The sequence below is a fragment of the Bacillus sp. SB49 genome (assembly GCF_000469135.2).
Lineage (GTDB): Bacteria > Bacillota > Bacilli > Bacillales > Halobacillaceae > Halobacillus.
Genome location: NZ_CP048117.1, coordinates 1,971,386 through 1,986,914, shown reverse-complemented (window position 1 = coordinate 1,986,914; position 15,529 = coordinate 1,971,386). Strand labels below are relative to the sequence as shown.

Annotated in this window: 19 protein-coding genes; all 19 read left to right on the top strand. The window is 45.2% G+C overall.

The genetic code is table 11. The annotated features are described in order from the left end of the window. The first annotated feature begins 2 nt into the window (after positions 1-2). The 19 genes from M662_RS10435 to hepT all read left to right on the top strand — a co-directional run bounded on the left by M662_RS10435 (position 3) and on the right by hepT (position 15,481). Positions 3-656 (top strand): flagellar brake protein, encoded by a 654-nt coding sequence (locus tag M662_RS10435; protein WP_008638603.1) that lies wholly within the window; start codon positions 3-5, stop codon positions 654-656. 143 nt (positions 657-799) lie between these two features. Continuing rightward, a complete protein-coding gene (gene cmk / locus M662_RS10430) occupies positions 800-1,480 on the top strand; it encodes a (d)CMP kinase (protein WP_026577345.1) in 681 nt (226 codons plus the stop codon). A gap of 7 nt (positions 1,481-1,487) precedes the next feature. Then, positions 1,488-2,069 carry a lysophospholipid acyltransferase family protein gene (locus M662_RS10425; RefSeq protein WP_026577346.1) on the top strand — a complete coding sequence of 194 codons (582 nt, stop codon included), beginning with the start codon at positions 1,488-1,490 and terminating at the stop codon, positions 2,067-2,069. A 102-nt stretch (positions 2,070-2,171) separates the two neighbouring features. Continuing rightward, the gene (gene rpsA, locus M662_RS10420; RefSeq protein WP_008638596.1) at positions 2,172-3,314 is read left to right on the top strand and encodes a 30S ribosomal protein S1; all 1,143 of its coding nucleotides are present in this window, start codon (positions 2,172-2,174) and stop codon (positions 3,312-3,314) included. Positions 3,315-3,330: 16 nt separating this feature from the next. Then, the gene (gene fni / locus M662_RS10415) at positions 3,331-4,356 is read left to right on the top strand and encodes a type 2 isopentenyl-diphosphate Delta-isomerase (RefSeq protein ID WP_026577347.1); all 1,026 of its coding nucleotides are present in this window, start codon (positions 3,331-3,333) and stop codon (positions 4,354-4,356) included. An 84-nt stretch (positions 4,357-4,440) separates the two neighbouring features. Then, positions 4,441-5,034: a YphA family membrane protein gene (locus tag M662_RS19760; protein WP_008638593.1), complete on the top strand. Its 594-nt coding sequence runs from the start codon at positions 4,441-4,443 to the stop codon at positions 5,032-5,034. After that, a complete protein-coding gene (locus M662_RS10405; protein WP_008638591.1) occupies positions 5,031-5,900 on the top strand; it encodes a YIEGIA family protein in 870 nt (289 codons plus the stop codon). Before M662_RS19760 ends, M662_RS10405 begins: the two co-directional genes overlap by 4 nt. Before the next feature lie 12 nt (positions 5,901-5,912). After that, on the top strand, positions 5,913-6,098 hold the full coding sequence (locus M662_RS10400; RefSeq protein ID WP_008638590.1) for a capping complex subunit for YIEGIA: 186 nt from the start codon (positions 5,913-5,915) through the stop codon (positions 6,096-6,098). A 182-nt stretch (positions 6,099-6,280) separates the two neighbouring features. Further along, the gene (der, locus tag M662_RS10395) at positions 6,281-7,591 is read left to right on the top strand and encodes a ribosome biogenesis GTPase Der (RefSeq protein ID WP_008638588.1); all 1,311 of its coding nucleotides are present in this window, start codon (positions 6,281-6,283) and stop codon (positions 7,589-7,591) included. Between the two features lie 23 nt (positions 7,592-7,614). Then, positions 7,615-8,655 carry an NAD(P)H-dependent glycerol-3-phosphate dehydrogenase gene (locus tag M662_RS10390; RefSeq protein WP_026577348.1) on the top strand — a complete coding sequence of 347 codons (1,041 nt, stop codon included), beginning with the start codon at positions 7,615-7,617 and terminating at the stop codon, positions 8,653-8,655. A 61-nt stretch (positions 8,656-8,716) separates the two neighbouring features. Then, positions 8,717-8,974, top strand: a complete 258-nt coding sequence (locus tag M662_RS10385; protein ID WP_008638582.1) for a stage VI sporulation protein F — start codon at positions 8,717-8,719, stop codon at positions 8,972-8,974. Between the two features lie 236 nt (positions 8,975-9,210). Next, positions 9,211-9,408 (top strand): DUF2768 domain-containing protein, encoded by a 198-nt coding sequence (locus M662_RS10380; protein ID WP_008638581.1) that lies wholly within the window; start codon positions 9,211-9,213, stop codon positions 9,406-9,408. A gap of 13 nt (positions 9,409-9,421) precedes the next feature. Next, the gene (locus tag M662_RS10375; RefSeq protein ID WP_008638578.1) at positions 9,422-10,150 is read left to right on the top strand and encodes a hypothetical protein; all 729 of its coding nucleotides are present in this window, start codon (positions 9,422-9,424) and stop codon (positions 10,148-10,150) included. 218 nt (positions 10,151-10,368) lie between these two features. Next, positions 10,369-11,847: a stage IV sporulation protein A gene (spoIVA, locus tag M662_RS10370; RefSeq protein ID WP_008638576.1), complete on the top strand. Its 1,479-nt coding sequence runs from the start codon at positions 10,369-10,371 to the stop codon at positions 11,845-11,847. Positions 11,848-12,209: 362 nt separating this feature from the next. Then, positions 12,210-12,482, top strand: a complete 273-nt coding sequence (locus M662_RS10365) for an HU family DNA-binding protein (protein WP_008638574.1) — start codon at positions 12,210-12,212, stop codon at positions 12,480-12,482. A 184-nt stretch (positions 12,483-12,666) separates the two neighbouring features. Then, positions 12,667-12,891, top strand: a complete 225-nt coding sequence (gene mtrB, locus M662_RS10360; RefSeq protein WP_008638573.1) for a trp RNA-binding attenuation protein MtrB — start codon at positions 12,667-12,669, stop codon at positions 12,889-12,891. A gap of 88 nt (positions 12,892-12,979) precedes the next feature. Continuing rightward, positions 12,980-13,783 (top strand): heptaprenyl diphosphate synthase component 1, encoded by an 804-nt coding sequence (locus M662_RS10355; protein ID WP_008638570.1) that lies wholly within the window; start codon positions 12,980-12,982, stop codon positions 13,781-13,783. 3 nt (positions 13,784-13,786) lie between these two features. After that, positions 13,787-14,497: a demethylmenaquinone methyltransferase gene (gene menG, locus M662_RS10350; protein WP_008638568.1), complete on the top strand. Its 711-nt coding sequence runs from the start codon at positions 13,787-13,789 to the stop codon at positions 14,495-14,497. 12 nt (positions 14,498-14,509) lie between these two features. Further along, on the top strand, positions 14,510-15,481 hold the full coding sequence (hepT, locus tag M662_RS10345; protein WP_026577351.1) for a heptaprenyl diphosphate synthase component II: 972 nt from the start codon (positions 14,510-14,512) through the stop codon (positions 15,479-15,481). Positions 15,482-15,529 lie beyond the last annotated feature (48 nt).

Sequence of the window (15,529 nt, the reverse complement as noted above, 5' to 3'; positions counted from 1 at the left end):
CCATGAATCCTTTACACATTGGTATTCCGCTTTCCCTTGAAACGGAAAACAACGGTGGAGAAACATTCAAATGCAAAATAGTGGACGTAGAAGAAGCCTTCGTCTGTATTGACTACCCCATCCACTCTGTAACTGGAAGACCTGGTTTTTTCCTGGAGGGAGCTGTGTTTAAGGTAAGCTTTGTCGACAACCAACAAGCTGTGTATTCATTCGAAGCAACAGTAGTCGGGAGGGAAAAAAGAACGATCCCGGTCATTCTTTTGGAATTGCCGGATAAACAGGAGTGGAAAAGAGTACAACGTAGACAGTATGTCCGCGTCCCTGCGAACGTTGATATAGCGGTGGAGGTGGATGGTGTCCCGTTTACGACGGTTACGCATGATATCAGCGGGGGAGGCGTTCTTATAGTGAAACCCTCCACTAAAATATTTCCTAGTGACAGTCCTGTAGAGATGACTATCGTGCTGCCGATGAAGTCGGGATCCTATCATTACGTCCGTGCTGTGGGTGAATTGGTAAGGGAAATAGAGGGTACGGATCAACGCCCGGAAAGGGCTTCATTGGAATTTTCGGATATTGAAGAACAGGATCGTCAGACGATCATCCGTTATTGTTTTGAACAACAGATGAAACTTCGTACAGATAAGAGAGTTTGATGGAGAATTCATGGATTTTTTTACAACCGTTATGTTATTCTTTTAATTGTAAATAAATCGAATGAACGCTTACTCAACTGGAGAAAGACGCACGGTCCTTGTGCGTTTTTTATTGTAGTATGGTAGATGGAGGATATGGATGTATGAACACTATGACAATTGCGATTGACGGACCGGCCGCAGCCGGCAAAAGCACAGTAGCGAAGAAGGTGGCGGAAGAGCTGTCCTTTATTTATGTGGACACGGGTGCCATGTACCGTGCCCTTACATGGAAAGCGTTAAAGCACAAGGTATCCCTTGAGGATGAGGAAGCTTTGACCGCGCTTCTGAAAGAAACGGAACTGAATCTTATTCAGAGCCCGGATGGACAAAGGGTCATCCTTGATGGTAAAGATGTTTCCGATGATATTCGTACCGACGAAGTCACCAATCAGGTGTCTATCGCTGCAAAACATCGTCTTGTTCGAGAAGAGATGGTAAGAAGACAGCAGGAGCTTGTCAAAGATAGAGGGGTCGTCATGGATGGCCGTGATATCGGTACCCACGTACTTCCTCAAGCGGAAGTAAAAGTATTTATGATTGCTTCGGTCGAAGAACGTGCAGAACGCCGTCATAAGGAAAACCTGAAAAAAGGATTCCAATCCGATCTTCAGCAGTTGAAAGAGGATATTAGAAAACGTGATGAGATCGACTCCAACCGGGAAATCGCCCCTCTGGTGAAAGCAGCGGACGCTGTCGAGGTGGACACGACATCCATGGATATCGAAGAGGTTGTGAACCGTATCCTTGATATAGTCAAAGAGAAAGCGGCTAAGGGGGAATGAGGCAGTGATGGATCTTTATAAAGTAGGTAAGGCTGTCTGCAGTGCCATTTTTTATCCGATGTTTCGGATTAAAGTCATTGGTAAGGAAAATATACCTGCTGACGGTCCTGTCATCATCAGTGCCAATCACATTTCCAATTACGACCCTCCCGTAGTTGGGATTACAAGCAGCAGGAACATTTACTTTATGGCTAAAGAAGAATTGTTTGAAAAACGTTTCATTGGGGGAATATTGAAAAGAGTCCATGCTTTCCCTATTAAGCGCGGCATGAGGGACCGGAACGCTTTGAGAAAAGGTCTTGATATTCTTAAAGAGGGAAATGCACTCGGTCTGTTTCCTGAAGGTACAAGGCAGAAAAACGGTGAAATCGGTCAGGGGCTTGCCGGGGCAGGCTTCTTCGCGCTTCGATCAGAGGCGGCCATTGTGCCCTGTGCCATCATCGGTCCTTACCGGAAATTTAAGCCTCTGAAAGTTGTTTATGGTAAGCCGATTGATATGACAGAATATCGGGAAAAGAAAGCTTCTGCCCAGGTCGTTACGGATCGAATTATGGAAGAAATCAGACAATTGCATAAAATTCATCAATGATGAGGCGTAATCACTTGACAAAATGCTCTAAATATTAGAAGTTAGACAAAAGGGCATTTCTGTATTTTAGGTTGTGTCGGAAATTGAAGGAGGTAGCTTGGTATGGATGAAATGAATCAGGAAGTATCAGGAATGAAAGAATTCTCTGCAGGGGACATCGTGACTGGTAAAGTCGTGAAAATTGAAGATAAGCAAGTCCTCGTAGATGTTGGATATAAAGTCGAGGGTATTGTACCTATCAGTGAACTATCCAGCCTTCATGTAGAAAAAGCTTCAGATGCTGTCAGCGAAGGAGACGAGCTGACTTTGCAGGTTAAGAAAGTGGAAGATGATGAAATCGTCCTTTCGAAGCGAGCTGTGGATGCCGATAAAGCATGGCAGGATCTGGAAGCCAAATTCGAAAGCGGAGAGATTTTTGAAGCGGAAGTCAAAGACGTCGTTAAAGGCGGACTTGTCGTGGATATCGGCCTCCGTGGATTTATTCCGGCTTCATTGGTTGAAACGTATTACGTTGAAGATTTTGAAGACTACAAAGGAAGAACATTATCTTTGAAAGTCGTGGAATTGGATCGTGAACAAAACCGTGTCATCCTCTCCCACCGTGCTGTAGTTGAAGAAGAAGAATCCGTTAAGAAACAAGAGGTCCTTCAGTCACTCGAAGAAGGTCAAGTGATCGAGGGTACTGTTCAAAGGCTTACAGATTTTGGTGCCTTTGTTAATCTTGGAGGGATCGACGGGCTTGTACATATTTCACAGCTCTCCCACCAACATGTAGAGAAGGCTTCTGATGTTGTGGAAGAAGGACAAGCTGTGAAAGTGAAGGTCCTCTCAGTCGACCGCGATAACGAAAGGATTTCTCTATCTTTGAAAGCTACACAGCCGGGACCTTGGCACGATATCCAATCCAAAGTTAGTTCCGGGGATGTATTGGAGGGCACTGTGCGACGTCTCGTTAGTTTCGGAGCGTTTGTGGAAGTTTTCCCTGGAGTGGAAGGTCTCGTCCATATTTCTCAAATTTCCAACCGTCATATCGGGACACCTGATGAAGTCCTTGATGAAGGACAGCAGGTCGAAGTGAAAGTTCTTGACGTTGACGAAAATGCAAAACGTCTCTCCCTTAGCATGAAAGAGCTTGAGCGTGATGAAGAACGCGCCGATATTCAACAGTATGAGAAAGAGGACGATAACTCCGGCTTCTCTCTGAGTGATATGATCGGTGATAAACTAGATAAATATAAGAAGTAATGAAGCAGGTGAGGATATGAGTAGATCGGAAAGAAAAATCGACCATATCCGCCACGCCTTGGGGCATGAACGGGAATTTCACAATCATTTCGATGATGTACAGATCGTTCATCAAAGTCTGGCTGAGCTGGACTTTCATCAAATAAGCATAGCTTCACAAGTGGGGGAACTTAATTTAAGTTCCCCTCTTTTTGTCAATGCGATGACAGGCGGCGGTGGTCGGGAAACGGAACGCATTAATAGGGAATTGGCTGTCGTAGCTAAGCAGGCCGGAATCAGCATGGCTGTAGGTTCGCAAATGTCTGCCTTAAAAAACCCCGAAGAACGCCGGACGTATGAAGTGGTTCGAGAAGAAAACCCGGAAGGAATTCTCTTTGCTAATGTCGGAAGTGAAGCGACTCCCGATCAGGCAGTGGAGGCCGTCCGTATGCTCGGAGCAAATGCACTTCAAATTCATATTAACACCCTACAGGAATTAATCATGCCCGAAGGAGACCGCAACTTCACTAAGCGTTCTGTGAACATTAAACGAATCCTGGAGCGTTCACCTGTTCCTGTTATTGTGAAAGAAGTAGGGTATGGTATGTCCAAAGAAACGGTGGACAAACTTTATGACATGGGAGTGCGGTACATCGATGTCGGCGGAAGAGGTGGAACGAATTTCTCTAAAGTAGAGAACATGCGCAGAGAACGGCCGTTTGCTTCCTTCAATAACTGGGGCATTCCCACACCTTCTTCCATCCTCGAAAATGCGGCCCGATACAGTGATCTTCATCTGTTTGCATCAGGCGGTATCAGAAACGGACTTGACGGTTCGAAAGCCTTGGTTCTCGGCGCCCAAGCTTTCGGTATGGCAGGAGCTCTCTTGAAAGTTCTAGTCGAAGAAGGGCCGGATAACCTCCTATCAGCTGTCGACCATATTCATCAAGAAGTGAAAATGGCAATGATGCTTTTAAACTGCACGAAAACGCAGGAACTGAAGGGGAAACCATACGTTTTGTACGGTCAAACAAAAGATTGGTACGATCAGAGAAACCCATGACAATGTCATGGGTTTTTTTGTTATGGCTGATGTTTAAACTGATAAATTTTGTTCCATAATAAAGGGGATAAAGGGGGGATCCATATGCCGGCAACGTTTTATTGGATAACCTGGATGGTTGTAATTATCGCATGTTTTTTTGCGAATACGTACATCAGACCAAGGCTGTACATTTTTTTGTGCCTTTCTATGTGTCTCTACAATGTTCCTTTTATACAGGAAACGGATTATATTTTTGTCCAAACCGGCTTTTTTTTGCTGTTTGGAATATATTTTTGGAATCGGACAAGACGTAAGAAGTGGGAGCATGCTTGGCTGCTCCTATCAAGCATTGGTTATTCGGCCGTGTGGATCATTCATATCATACACCCGGTTTGGGCGGTGTTTCCGGGGATATCCCTGCTTTTGGCGGGAGTGGTCTTCAGTCTGCGTCTTGTTATACGAGATTTAGAAGGGCGTATAGGATTGTGGATTTTTATGAATGCAGGAGGATCGCTCCTCAGTTACTATGTCTTCTCTCTTTACACAGAAGAAGGATTGGTGGAAAGCGGAAATATGATGACGCTGACGATGAAGGGGTTATTCATCCTATTTATCATCTACGGCGTGGAGCGTATGAAACAATCGATTAACAAAAAGAAACGCAGCCTGCGAAAGAAAGGATCTGCATTTGTATGAACGAATTTACATATCCCATCCTTTTTGGGATCATCGTCGGTACCGCTCTTCGTGTTTTTATGTTGCGAACAGATTATAGACAGTATCCAACCTATCTTCATGGAAAAATCATTCATTTGTCGTTAGGCTTCATCGCCGCTTCTCTTGGTACGATAGCGGTACCTTCCATAATGGAGAAAGAATTTACTGCTGTGACATTTCTCACTCTTGCCGCCTCTCAGTTTCGGGAAGTGCGTAATATGGAGAGAAATACTCTATCTGAAATGGATTCCTATGAACTTGTACCGAGGGGGAATACTTATATTGAGGGGATAGCCGTTGCGTTTGAAAGCAGAAACTACCTGGTTATCTTCTCGTCTTTCCTCGTTACGCTAGGATACCTCGCTTTTAATGTTTGGGTCGCGATAGGTGCGGCGGTGGTGGTTTTCATCCTGTCGAGTGTGTTGATGAGCGGATCCCAGTTGTCTGATATCGTCACTGTTGAACAGGCAGAGGTGTCCTTTGACGGTGCCGGTTTATATGTAGACAACATTTATATCATGAACATCGGACTCAAAGAGCGTCAAAGAGAGATATTAAAATACGGAATGGGTTTTATTCTTACTCCAAAATCATTTAACTTCCGGTCGACGATTGCGAACCTCGGCCAGCGTCAGGCGATTTTACATGACGTTTCCGTGTCGCTGGGGGTTTTCCGCGATTCCGGTACGCCTGCGCTTGTACCGTTGATTAAGAGAGACTTAAATGATGGAAGGATCGGTGTCTTCATCCTTCCTCAGGAGCAGGACCCGGTAAGGGCGAAAGAAATTATTTCAGCCGTACCGGTACTTGAGAATGCGATACAAATGCCGACGAAGCGGAGATAGGGAGTGTTACTCATGAAAATAGAGAAAGCGATATTGGCAGCTGTTACCACATCCGAAGATAAAGTGCAGGGAAGTGCTGCCGTATTCAAATGCGAGACAAAAGAAGAGATGGAAGCGGTCGCTGCCAACCTGGAAGCAATTCTTGACGGAATTGCTCATGCACTGAGTGATCATCTCTATATTATTGTCAAACATTAAGGGTTGGATAAAGAATTGTTTCTTTTCACAAAGTTTGCTAAGATAATAAAGTTAATGGCATCCTGCTGTTCTTCGGAAGATGGGCTGTTACACCATCCCGTTGAAGAACGGCATTTTTTGCTTTTTACTACTGAGTACACATGAAATAATTGAAAAAGAAATAGAGAAAGGATGATCCTTTCATGAGAAAATCAGTAATTGCGATCGTCGGCCGCCCGAATGTCGGGAAGTCGACCATCTTCAACCGATTGGTAGGAGAAAGAATATCTATTGTAGAAGATACGCCCGGTGTAACGAGGGACCGTATCTATGCAGAAGCCGAGTGGCTTACTACACGCTTTAACGTCATTGATACAGGAGGAATTGAACTTGGGGACGAGCCTCTCCTCGTTCAAATGCGTGCCCAGGCCCAGGTGGCCATCGATGAAGCGGACGTGATCGTCTTCATGGTGAACGGACGTGACGGCATTACAGGTGCGGATGAAGAAGTGGCGAAGCTCCTTTTTAAATCCAATAAACCGGTCGTGCTGGCTGTTAATAAAGTAGACAACCCCGAGATGCGTGAAAACATCTACGAATTCTATTCCCTCGGTTTTGGAGAGCCATTCCCGATTTCAGGGACACACGGCCTTGGACTCGGAGACATGCTCGATGAAGTCGTCAGCCATTTCCCAGAGAAAGTGATGGAAGAGGTGGACGATGAAACAATCCGCTTCAGCTTGATCGGCCGTCCGAATGTCGGGAAGTCTTCTCTTGTTAACAGCCTTCTTGGTCAGGAGCGGGTTATCGTCAGTAATATAGCAGGAACGACCCGCGATGCTATTGACACGCCTTTTACCAAAGATGACCAGGATTTTGTTATCATTGATACAGCAGGTATGAGAAAGCGTGGAAAAGTTTACGAATCAACAGAACGCTACAGTATCATGCGCGCCTTGAAAGCAATCGAACGATCCGATGTCGTCCTTACACTGATTGATGCGGATACTGGTATTCATGAACAAGATAAGAAAATTGCCGGTTATGCGCACGAAGCCGGAAAAGCTGTCGTCATTGTTGTCAATAAGTGGGACACTGTAGAGACAGAAGAGAAAACGATGAAGGAATTTGAGGATAAAGTGCGGGATCAATTCCGTTTCCTCGACTATGCGCCGATTGTATTCTTATCCGCTAAAACGAAAAAGCGGATTCATACGCTTCTGCCGAAGGTGCTGGAAGCGAGCGAAAATCATTCGAAGCGTGTTCAGACGAATATCCTGAACGAAGTCATCGTGGATGCGCTGGCGATGAATCCTACACCTTCTGTGAAAGGGCAGAAACTTAAGATCTTCTATGCTGCTCAAGTATCCGTCAAGCCGCCGACGTTCGTCGTTTTCGTGAACGATCCGGAATTGATGCACTTCACATACGAGCGCTTTCTCGAGAATAGAATTCGTGATGCGTTCGGATTCGAAGGTACTCCAATTAAAATTTATGCAAGGAAACGTAGCTAATCGTCCATAAGGAGGCAGGTATGATGGAAAAAGTTGCAGTATTGGGAGCAGGAAGCTGGGGGACAGCCCTGGCTCTTGTTCTGGCAGATAACGACCTGGATGTTCATATCTGGGCCCACAGGAAAGAGCTCGCTGATGAAATCAACGAATCCCATACGAACAACAGATACCTGGAAGGAGTAGAACTTCCGGATACAATCACAGCCAGCGACTGTTTACAGGATGTCGTGAAAGGTGCCGGACACATTGTGTTAGTCGTGCCGACAAAAGCAATGAGGGACGTGTGCCGTCAATTGAAAGATGTGATGGAACCGGGAGCCGTACTCACGCATGCTTCCAAAGGGATAGAACCGGATACGTACAAGCGTGTTTCAGAAGTGATCAAGGAAGAGATTCCTGCACACTTATATGAAGATGTCGTAGTCCTGTCAGGTCCAAGCCATGCCGAAGAAGTAAGCTTGAGACAACCGACAACGGTTACCGTTTCGGGTGAGAAGTTGGAAATTGCCGAAAAGGTACAGGATTTATTTATTAATAAGCAGTTCCGTGTCTATACATCACCTGACCTTGTTGGTGTCGAGCTTGGAGGTGCTTTGAAGAACATCATAGCCCTTGGAGCAGGTATTTCCGATGGACTCGGTTATGGGGATAATGCTAAAGCAGCTCTCATTACCCGGGGCCTGGCCGAAATAGCCCGGCTTGGTACATCCATGGGAGCGAACCCGCTGACCTTTTCCGGATTGACCGGTGTCGGTGATTTGATCGTCACATGTACAAGTTCTCACAGCAGAAACTGGCGTGCAGGTTATAAGCTCGGCAAAGGGTATGCGCTTGAAGAAGTGCTTGAGCAGATGGGCATGGTCGTAGAAGGAGTCCGCACAACGAAAGCGGCCTATCAGCTGGCGCTTGACCAAAAGGTGGACATGCCGATCACGACTGGAATTCATCAAGTGCTCTTTGAAGATGCTGCTCCGGGAGACGTCGTTGACCAATTGATGACGAGGATCCGCCGCCACGAGATGGAAGACTTAACGAATATTCTTGATGATAAGATGAATCACTGACACATCCCCGCCCCCGTGCATATACTACACAGAACCTAATGCACGAGGAGGTCAAGGATAGATGAGTGATTTTCAGAAGAATATTTTCGACCATTTAAAGAAGAAGGCAAACATCGACCCGGAAGATGTGTTTAAAGTTGCAAATTCTGTGCAAAATGCGGACTTCAGTGATGAGAAGACCGTCCGTCGCCTCGTACGACAGTTGGCGAAGGTCGCGAACAAGAACATCTCCAAGCAGAAAGAAGATAAGATTGTAGAAGCGATCACGAAGCAGAATATGCCTCTCGATATGAACACGTTAGGGAAATTTATGAAATAATTACGAACCCGTGGGCGCCTGAGGAGGCGGTCCTTCGATCGTATGCATAAGATAACACGCAGCAATCATTACACATGAGCTGGTTAGGGAATTATTTAGTCACCCGGAGCGGATAAACCGCTCCGGTTTTTTTTAGGAATGAAGATGTTTGGAAGCGCTACCTGTAAGGATGTAGGAGAAGTGTCCTGATTATGGTATAATACCAAAAGTTACAATTGTCGCTAGGAGGCGCGCCTATGTCTTTATCCATGTTAAAAATGTACATATCATTCGGTGGGATTATTTCCCTATTCCTTGCCGTAGGTTTGATTTATTTGAGCCGACATAAATTAAAGGGTGTAGTATCCGTCATCGTTGCCATATTCGCATACTTTTTTATGATCCTTGGCGGACTGATCATCTTCTATATTGTTCTGAGCGGGCCGACGGCGTGAAGGAGGGGCTGTAATGAAACAGAAAGCTATTGGTGCACTATCCGTTTTGGTTCTGCTTGTCCTTTCCGGTTGTCTTTATCCGGAATCCCGTTTAGAGAAGAACAAAATTCCGAACGATGCCCAGCTGCAAATGGTCCAGACGGCAGTGGACAGCTTTCAGGAGCAAAGCAGCGGTCTTCTCCCGATTAAAACAAAAGATCAGGAAACACCGGTCTTTCAGAAATATCCGATTGAGTTCCAGAAGCTGAAGGAACAGAATCTGATCGGAGAACTTCCGGGGACGTCTTTTGAGAATGGGGGGCATTATCAGTACGTGCTGATTCATCCGGAGACGGATCCTACGGTGAAGGTGCTTGACCTCAGGACAACGGAAACCGTACGTTCCGTTCAGGTGAAGGTGACGTTCTATCAGGAAAGTCACCGGTATCCTCCTTTTGGTGATTTTGTGGCCAAAGGAGTATATGAGATCGATCATGAGAAACTCGGTTTAAAGGAGCCGCCGAGTGTGGACAGCCCCTATTCGGAACATACACTTCCTCTTTATATAGATGAGCAGGGGAAGGTGTTTATAGACTATCGTAAAGACATATACAGCTTCATGCGGGACGAAGGAGCGGATTATAAGCCGGGCGATGACATTCGTTACCTTCTTACAGACCACGCTCCTTTCGTGCCCGCCTACTCCAAACCATATACCGTTGAAGACGGTGAACCTGTCTTCATGAATGAACAGCCGTCATAAATTCTTACCGCTTCCTGCATAAGGGAGCGGTTTTTTCATATGATTAAACGAAATCATCCTTAATGATATGTAACGGTCCGACGAAGTTATCAATCTATGATTTACCAAACGCTTCTCATTTTACTTCTCGAATTTGTGCATATTACGGTAGGGCGACGTCATAGAATTAGATTGTCTAGGCTTGTATGATGGTGAAATTTTATTTGGGAGGGGATCCTTTGGAAAAGGTTGATATCTTCAGTGATATTTCCAAACGGACGAATGGAGACATTTATTTAGGGGTCGTTGGGGCAGTGCGTACGGGTAAATCAACATTTATAAAGAAATTCATGGAGCTTGTAGTGCTTCCGAATATGGAAGATGAAGCGGAGCGTGAACGCGCTTTGGATGAGCTTCCGCAGAGTGCTGCCGGGAAAACGATTATGACTACAGAGCCGAAGTTCGTACCAAATCAGGCGGCAACGATTAACATCGATGACCACCTTGATATTCGTGTCCGTATGGTCGACTGTGTCGGCTATGCTGTGAACGGTGCGATCGGTTATGAAGATGAACATGGACCACGTATGATCCACACGCCATGGTATGAAGAAGCCATTCCTTTCCATGAAGCTGCGGAAATTGGGACGCAGAAGGTTATACAGGAGCATTCAACCATCGGAATTGTTGTGACCACGGATGGGACCATCGGTGAGATCAGCAGGCAGGATTACGTAGAAGCAGAAGAAAAAATTGTCGATGAACTAAGAGAAGTAGGCAAACCGTTTATCATGGTCGTCAACTCGGCGCAGCCTCATCATCCGAACACGGAGAAGCTGAGGGCAAACCTTTCTGAGAAATATGATATTCCTGTTCTTGCATTATCTGTAGAGAGTATGAGGGAACAGGATGTCCAAAGCGTCCTTCGTGAAGCGTTATTTGAGTTTCCTGTGCTTGAAGTAAATGTAAACCTTCCAAGCTGGGTCATGGTACTGGACAATAGGCACTGGCTGAGAAACAACCTTCAGGAAGCGATTGAAGAGACGGTTAAAGATATTAAGCGACTCCGTGATGTCGATACCGTCGTAGGTAACTTCGATCAGTATGAATATATTACAGGAGCACATATATCCGGTATGGATCTTGGAGAAGGAGTCGCAGAAATCGACCTGCAGGCCCCGGAACAGTTATACGATCAGGTGCTGAAGGAAATCGTCGGAGAGGAAATCCGCGGGAAAGATCATCTCCTTGAGATCATGCAGGACTTTTCTCATGCGAAGAGAGAGTATGACCAGGTCGCGGATGCTCTACAGATGGTCAAACAGACAGGCTATGGCATCGCTGCGCCAACCTTGGAGGATATGAGGCTTGATGAGCCTGAAATCATCCGTCAAGGATCAAGGTTCGGCGTTCGTCTCAAAGCAGTCGCTCCGTCGATTCATATGGTTAAAGTTGATGTCCAGTCCGAATTTTCCCCGATTATCGGAACCGAAAAACAAAGCGAAGAACTTGTAAGGTATTTAATGCAGGATTTCGAAGAGGACCCGCTTTCGATTTGGAATTCAGATATTTTCGGTCGTTCCCTGAGCTCTATTGTGAGGGAAGGTATTCAGGCTAAGCTCGCATTGATGCCTGAAAATGCAAGATATAAACTGCAGGAAACGCTGGAAAGAATCATTAATGAAGGCTCCGGCGGCATGATAGCGATCATACTTTAACGGCTCCGATGGGGCCGTTTTTAATTTTTTTTCGGAAAAAAATCTTTGATAGGAAGGAGTTTCTTCCATCGGCGTCGTATTTAGCAATGTAACAATAGAAAAATGGCTGAAAACCTTGATGTGACAGTGTTTAGAGGTTGTTGCTAGTAAAATCCATTTATGGTAATCCGTCCTTTAAGTGAGGGGTGATTCAGCTCTGAAATCGCATTGTTACGCGATTTTAAAAGGGTTGTCTATTGAATTTCAGAGAAAACTCGTTTATTATAAGGCATGTCATCAAAGAGATGACCGCTAAAATAAACATTTGAAGCGGCATTCCGTCGCTTTAATGAGTTTAACCTTCTTGGGAGGAGGTGAATATCATGAATAAAACAGATCTTATCAACGCAGTATCTGAAAAAGCAGATCTTTCTAAGAAAGACGCAACACAAGCTGTAGATTCTGTATTCGAATCTATCATGGATTCACTTAAAGATGGTGACAAAGTCCAGCTTATCGGATTTGGTAACTTTGAAGTTCGTGAGCGCGCGGCACGTAAAGGCCGTAACCCGCAAACTGGAGAAGAGATTGAAATCTCTGCTAGCAAAGTACCAGCTTTCAAACCTGGTAAAGCCCTTAAAGATGCAGTTAAATAAACAGCTACATAGGGCTTGAAGAAAGGGTGCATAAGCACCCTTTTTTCTTTTTATTCCGTTAGAAAAAGAAAAGGCTGTCCATAATGGAGATAAGAAAGGCATCTGGTCTCATCGCCCACAAGGTGGATGTTTTGACAAAGCCCCCCTTGTAAGAGATAGTATTGATAAAGAAGGAGGCGTGAACATGTCAGCACCAAACAATGATTTTTTCGTTATTAAAGCGTTGGAGGACGGTGTCAACGTCATCGGTTTAACACGCGGTACGGACACACGGTTCCATCACTCGGAAAAACTGGATAAGGGCGAAGTTATGATTGCCCAGTTTACAGAACATACATCAGCAGTGAAAGTGAGAGGGAAAGCTGTCATTCAGACAAGTCACGGAGAGATGACAAACGAAGCGGATTGACCCACTTGCGGCATACTATACATACAGATGACGGACGAATTTGTGCTATAATCAGATTCGGGTCAACATCGTTTCAGGAAGGGATCAGGTGATCACGTTGAATTCTGCAGATAACAATATAAAGGAACTCAAACAGAAAATCGCATCAAAGGTTCGGCATCCTTATTTGGTCCGCTTTATACCTGAACCTACCATCGATGAAGACAAACTTGTCATTCTTTCGTCAATCATGGATCACACAAACCTTTCTGAAGTAAAAAAAGAACAGTATATTATAACGACCATGCTCGTGCAGATCGCCCTTGATACGCACGATCTCGTCACATTATCGGAAGAGGATGATGACAGGGAAACTGTCAGAACGAGGCAGCTCACCGTGCTTGCGGGAGATTATTACAGCGGCCTGTATTACTACTTGTTGTCCCAACTCGATGATATCCCGATGATCCACACGCTTGCAGGAGCAATAAAGGAAATCAATGAGTGGAAGATGGAGCTATATTACAAAGACGTGGATTCTTTCCAAGAATTCCTTGAAAGTGTGAAGAAGATAGAGTCCCTGCTTATTCAAAGGGTTGCCTCGTATGTGCAGAAGACGGCAATCAATGATATGGCCGGCGACTGGCTCTTAGCCAAGAAGCTTATGGAGGAGAAGCGGAGTTACCAGGCAGGGAATTTTTCACCGCTCATGGACGTACTTACGAAGCGGCCCGGGTTGTTTGGAAGCAACAGCCAGGTACTCCTCAATTTAGAACAAATGCTGCAAAGTCATGTCCTGCGCTTGGAATCGGCTGTTTCCCAGTTGCCGATTCATTTTAACTGGTTGAAGGATTATGTACACACAGCAATTCATCATCAATTTAATCATCGAAAGACAGCGGAAGAGGGTTAGAACATGCAGCCACAAACGAAGGAAGAGCGTGTACACAACGTTTTTGAAAAAATTTACAATCAATATGACAGCATGAATTCCATCATTTCTTTCCAGCAGCACCGGCTATGGCGGAAAGATGTCATGCGAAGAATGAACGTGCGTCGGGGAGACTGTGTGTTGGACCTGTGCTGCGGCACGGGCGATTGGACAATGACACTTGCGGATGCGGTTGGTAAGGACGGGAAAGTGATCGGTCTTGACTTCAGCGAAAATATGCTTTCGGTCGGTATTAAGAAGAAGCTTGCGCGCCGGGTCAAACAGGTGGAATTTCAGCATGGTAATGCAATGGAACTTCCTTATGAGAACGATTCTTTTGACTTCGTGACCATCGGCTTCGGTCTTCGGAACGTTCCCGATTACCGACAGGTGTTAAAAGAAATGTACCGGGTCGTTAAGCCTGGTGGAAAGGTCGTCTGCTTGGAGACATCACAGCCGACCAATCCTGTGTTCAAAAGACTTTATTATTTTTACTTTGGTAACATCATGCCGATTTTCGGTAAGCTGTTTGCTAAAAGCTATCAGGAGTACAGCTGGCTTCACGAATCGGCGAAAGATTTTCCTGGTAAAGCAGAATTAAAGGCAATGTTTAAAGAAGTCGGATTTCATAACGTCAACGTAAAATCCTATACCGGCGGCGTCGCTGCCATGCATATGGGTCAAAAGCAAACTTAAGGATGAAGCGCAATGAAACTAGCAATGATTTACTCGTTTCTAAAAAATGATCTAGCAATCATGGAAGAGGCCGTCAATGATACGATCCAGTCAGACAATGACGTGTTAAGACAGGCTTCAAGCCAACTCCTGAAGGCGGGAGGCAAAAGGATCCGCCCTGTTTTCGTTCTTCTAGGTGGTAAGTTCGGCCACTATGATATCGAGCGGATGAAAGCAGTTGCGGTATCCTTGGAACTCATACATACTGCCTCCCTCGTCCATGATGACGTCATTGATGAAGCGGAGTTGAGGCGTGGGGAACCAACCATCAAAGCGCGATGGGATAACCGCATCGCAATGTACACCGGTGATTACATTTTTGCGCGGTCTTTGGAGAATTTGTCCAAATTGAACAATCCTAGAGCACATCAAATTCTCGCCAAGACAATGGTGGAGCTGTGCCTTGGTGAAATTGAACAAATCAAGGATAAATATAACGTAGAGCAGAATACAAGGGTTTATCTGCGGCGTATCAAAAGGAAGACAGCCCTATTAATCGCAGCAAGCTGTCGGCTTGGAGCCATTGCTTCGGATGTAAAGCCCGAACAGGAAAAAGCTCTTTATGAATATGGATATAATGTTGGGATGTCTTATCAGATTATAGATGATGTTCTTGATTTTACAGCTTCCGAAGAGGAACTTGGAAAACCTGCCGGCAGTGATCTGCTTCAGGGAAATATCACATTGCCCGTACTGTTTTCCATGCAGGATCCAACCTTCAAGGATCAGCTGACTAAAGCCTTTCTTCAAAAAGAAGATGTAAATGAAGAGGAACTTCGTCCAATCGTTCAAACAGTCCAGACAAACGGTTCCATTGAGCAGTCATTGGAAATAAGTGATCGCTATTTAAAGAAAGCCTATGAATCCTTGGCAAAACTGCCTGCAGGAAGAGCGAAACAAACATTGAAGGGGATCGCCAAGTATATTGGAAAAAGAAGGGCATGATCTATTGCCTTTCCCTTCATTGTTTGTTAGACTTTTTTATGGCACTTA

What these genes read in the sequence shown, in the direction of transcription:
- menG (WP_008638568.1), top strand. Translation starts at nt 13,787, where the DNA reads ATGCAGCCACAAACGAAGGAAGAGCGTGTACACAACGTTTTTGAAAAA.
- rpsA (WP_008638596.1), top strand. Translation starts at nt 2,172, where the DNA reads ATGGATGAAATGAATCAGGAAGTATCAGGAATGAAAGAATTCTCTGCA.
- M662_RS10400 (WP_008638590.1), top strand. Translation starts at nt 5,913, where the DNA reads ATGAAAATAGAGAAAGCGATATTGGCAGCTGTTACCACATCCGAAGAT.
- M662_RS10425 (WP_026577346.1), top strand. Translation starts at nt 1,488, where the DNA reads ATGGATCTTTATAAAGTAGGTAAGGCTGTCTGCAGTGCCATTTTTTAT.
- M662_RS10405 (WP_008638591.1), top strand. Translation starts at nt 5,031, where the DNA reads ATGAACGAATTTACATATCCCATCCTTTTTGGGATCATCGTCGGTACC.
- M662_RS10375 (WP_008638578.1), top strand. Translation starts at nt 9,422, where the DNA reads ATGAAACAGAAAGCTATTGGTGCACTATCCGTTTTGGTTCTGCTTGTC.
- fni (WP_026577347.1), top strand. Translation starts at nt 3,331, where the DNA reads ATGAGTAGATCGGAAAGAAAAATCGACCATATCCGCCACGCCTTGGGG.
- mtrB (WP_008638573.1), top strand. Translation starts at nt 12,667, where the DNA reads ATGTCAGCACCAAACAATGATTTTTTCGTTATTAAAGCGTTGGAGGAC.
- der (WP_008638588.1), top strand. Translation starts at nt 6,281, where the DNA reads ATGAGAAAATCAGTAATTGCGATCGTCGGCCGCCCGAATGTCGGGAAG.
- M662_RS10365 (WP_008638574.1), top strand. Translation starts at nt 12,210, where the DNA reads ATGAATAAAACAGATCTTATCAACGCAGTATCTGAAAAAGCAGATCTT.
- hepT (WP_026577351.1), top strand. Translation starts at nt 14,510, where the DNA reads ATGAAACTAGCAATGATTTACTCGTTTCTAAAAAATGATCTAGCAATC.
- cmk (WP_026577345.1), top strand. Translation starts at nt 800, where the DNA reads ATGAACACTATGACAATTGCGATTGACGGACCGGCCGCAGCCGGCAAA.
- M662_RS10380 (WP_008638581.1), top strand. Translation starts at nt 9,211, where the DNA reads ATGTCTTTATCCATGTTAAAAATGTACATATCATTCGGTGGGATTATT.
- M662_RS10385 (WP_008638582.1), top strand. Translation starts at nt 8,717, where the DNA reads ATGAGTGATTTTCAGAAGAATATTTTCGACCATTTAAAGAAGAAGGCA.
- M662_RS19760 (WP_008638593.1), top strand. Translation starts at nt 4,441, where the DNA reads ATGCCGGCAACGTTTTATTGGATAACCTGGATGGTTGTAATTATCGCA.
- M662_RS10390 (WP_026577348.1), top strand. Translation starts at nt 7,615, where the DNA reads ATGGAAAAAGTTGCAGTATTGGGAGCAGGAAGCTGGGGGACAGCCCTG.
- M662_RS10435 (WP_008638603.1), top strand. Translation starts at nt 3, where the DNA reads ATGAATCCTTTACACATTGGTATTCCGCTTTCCCTTGAAACGGAAAAC.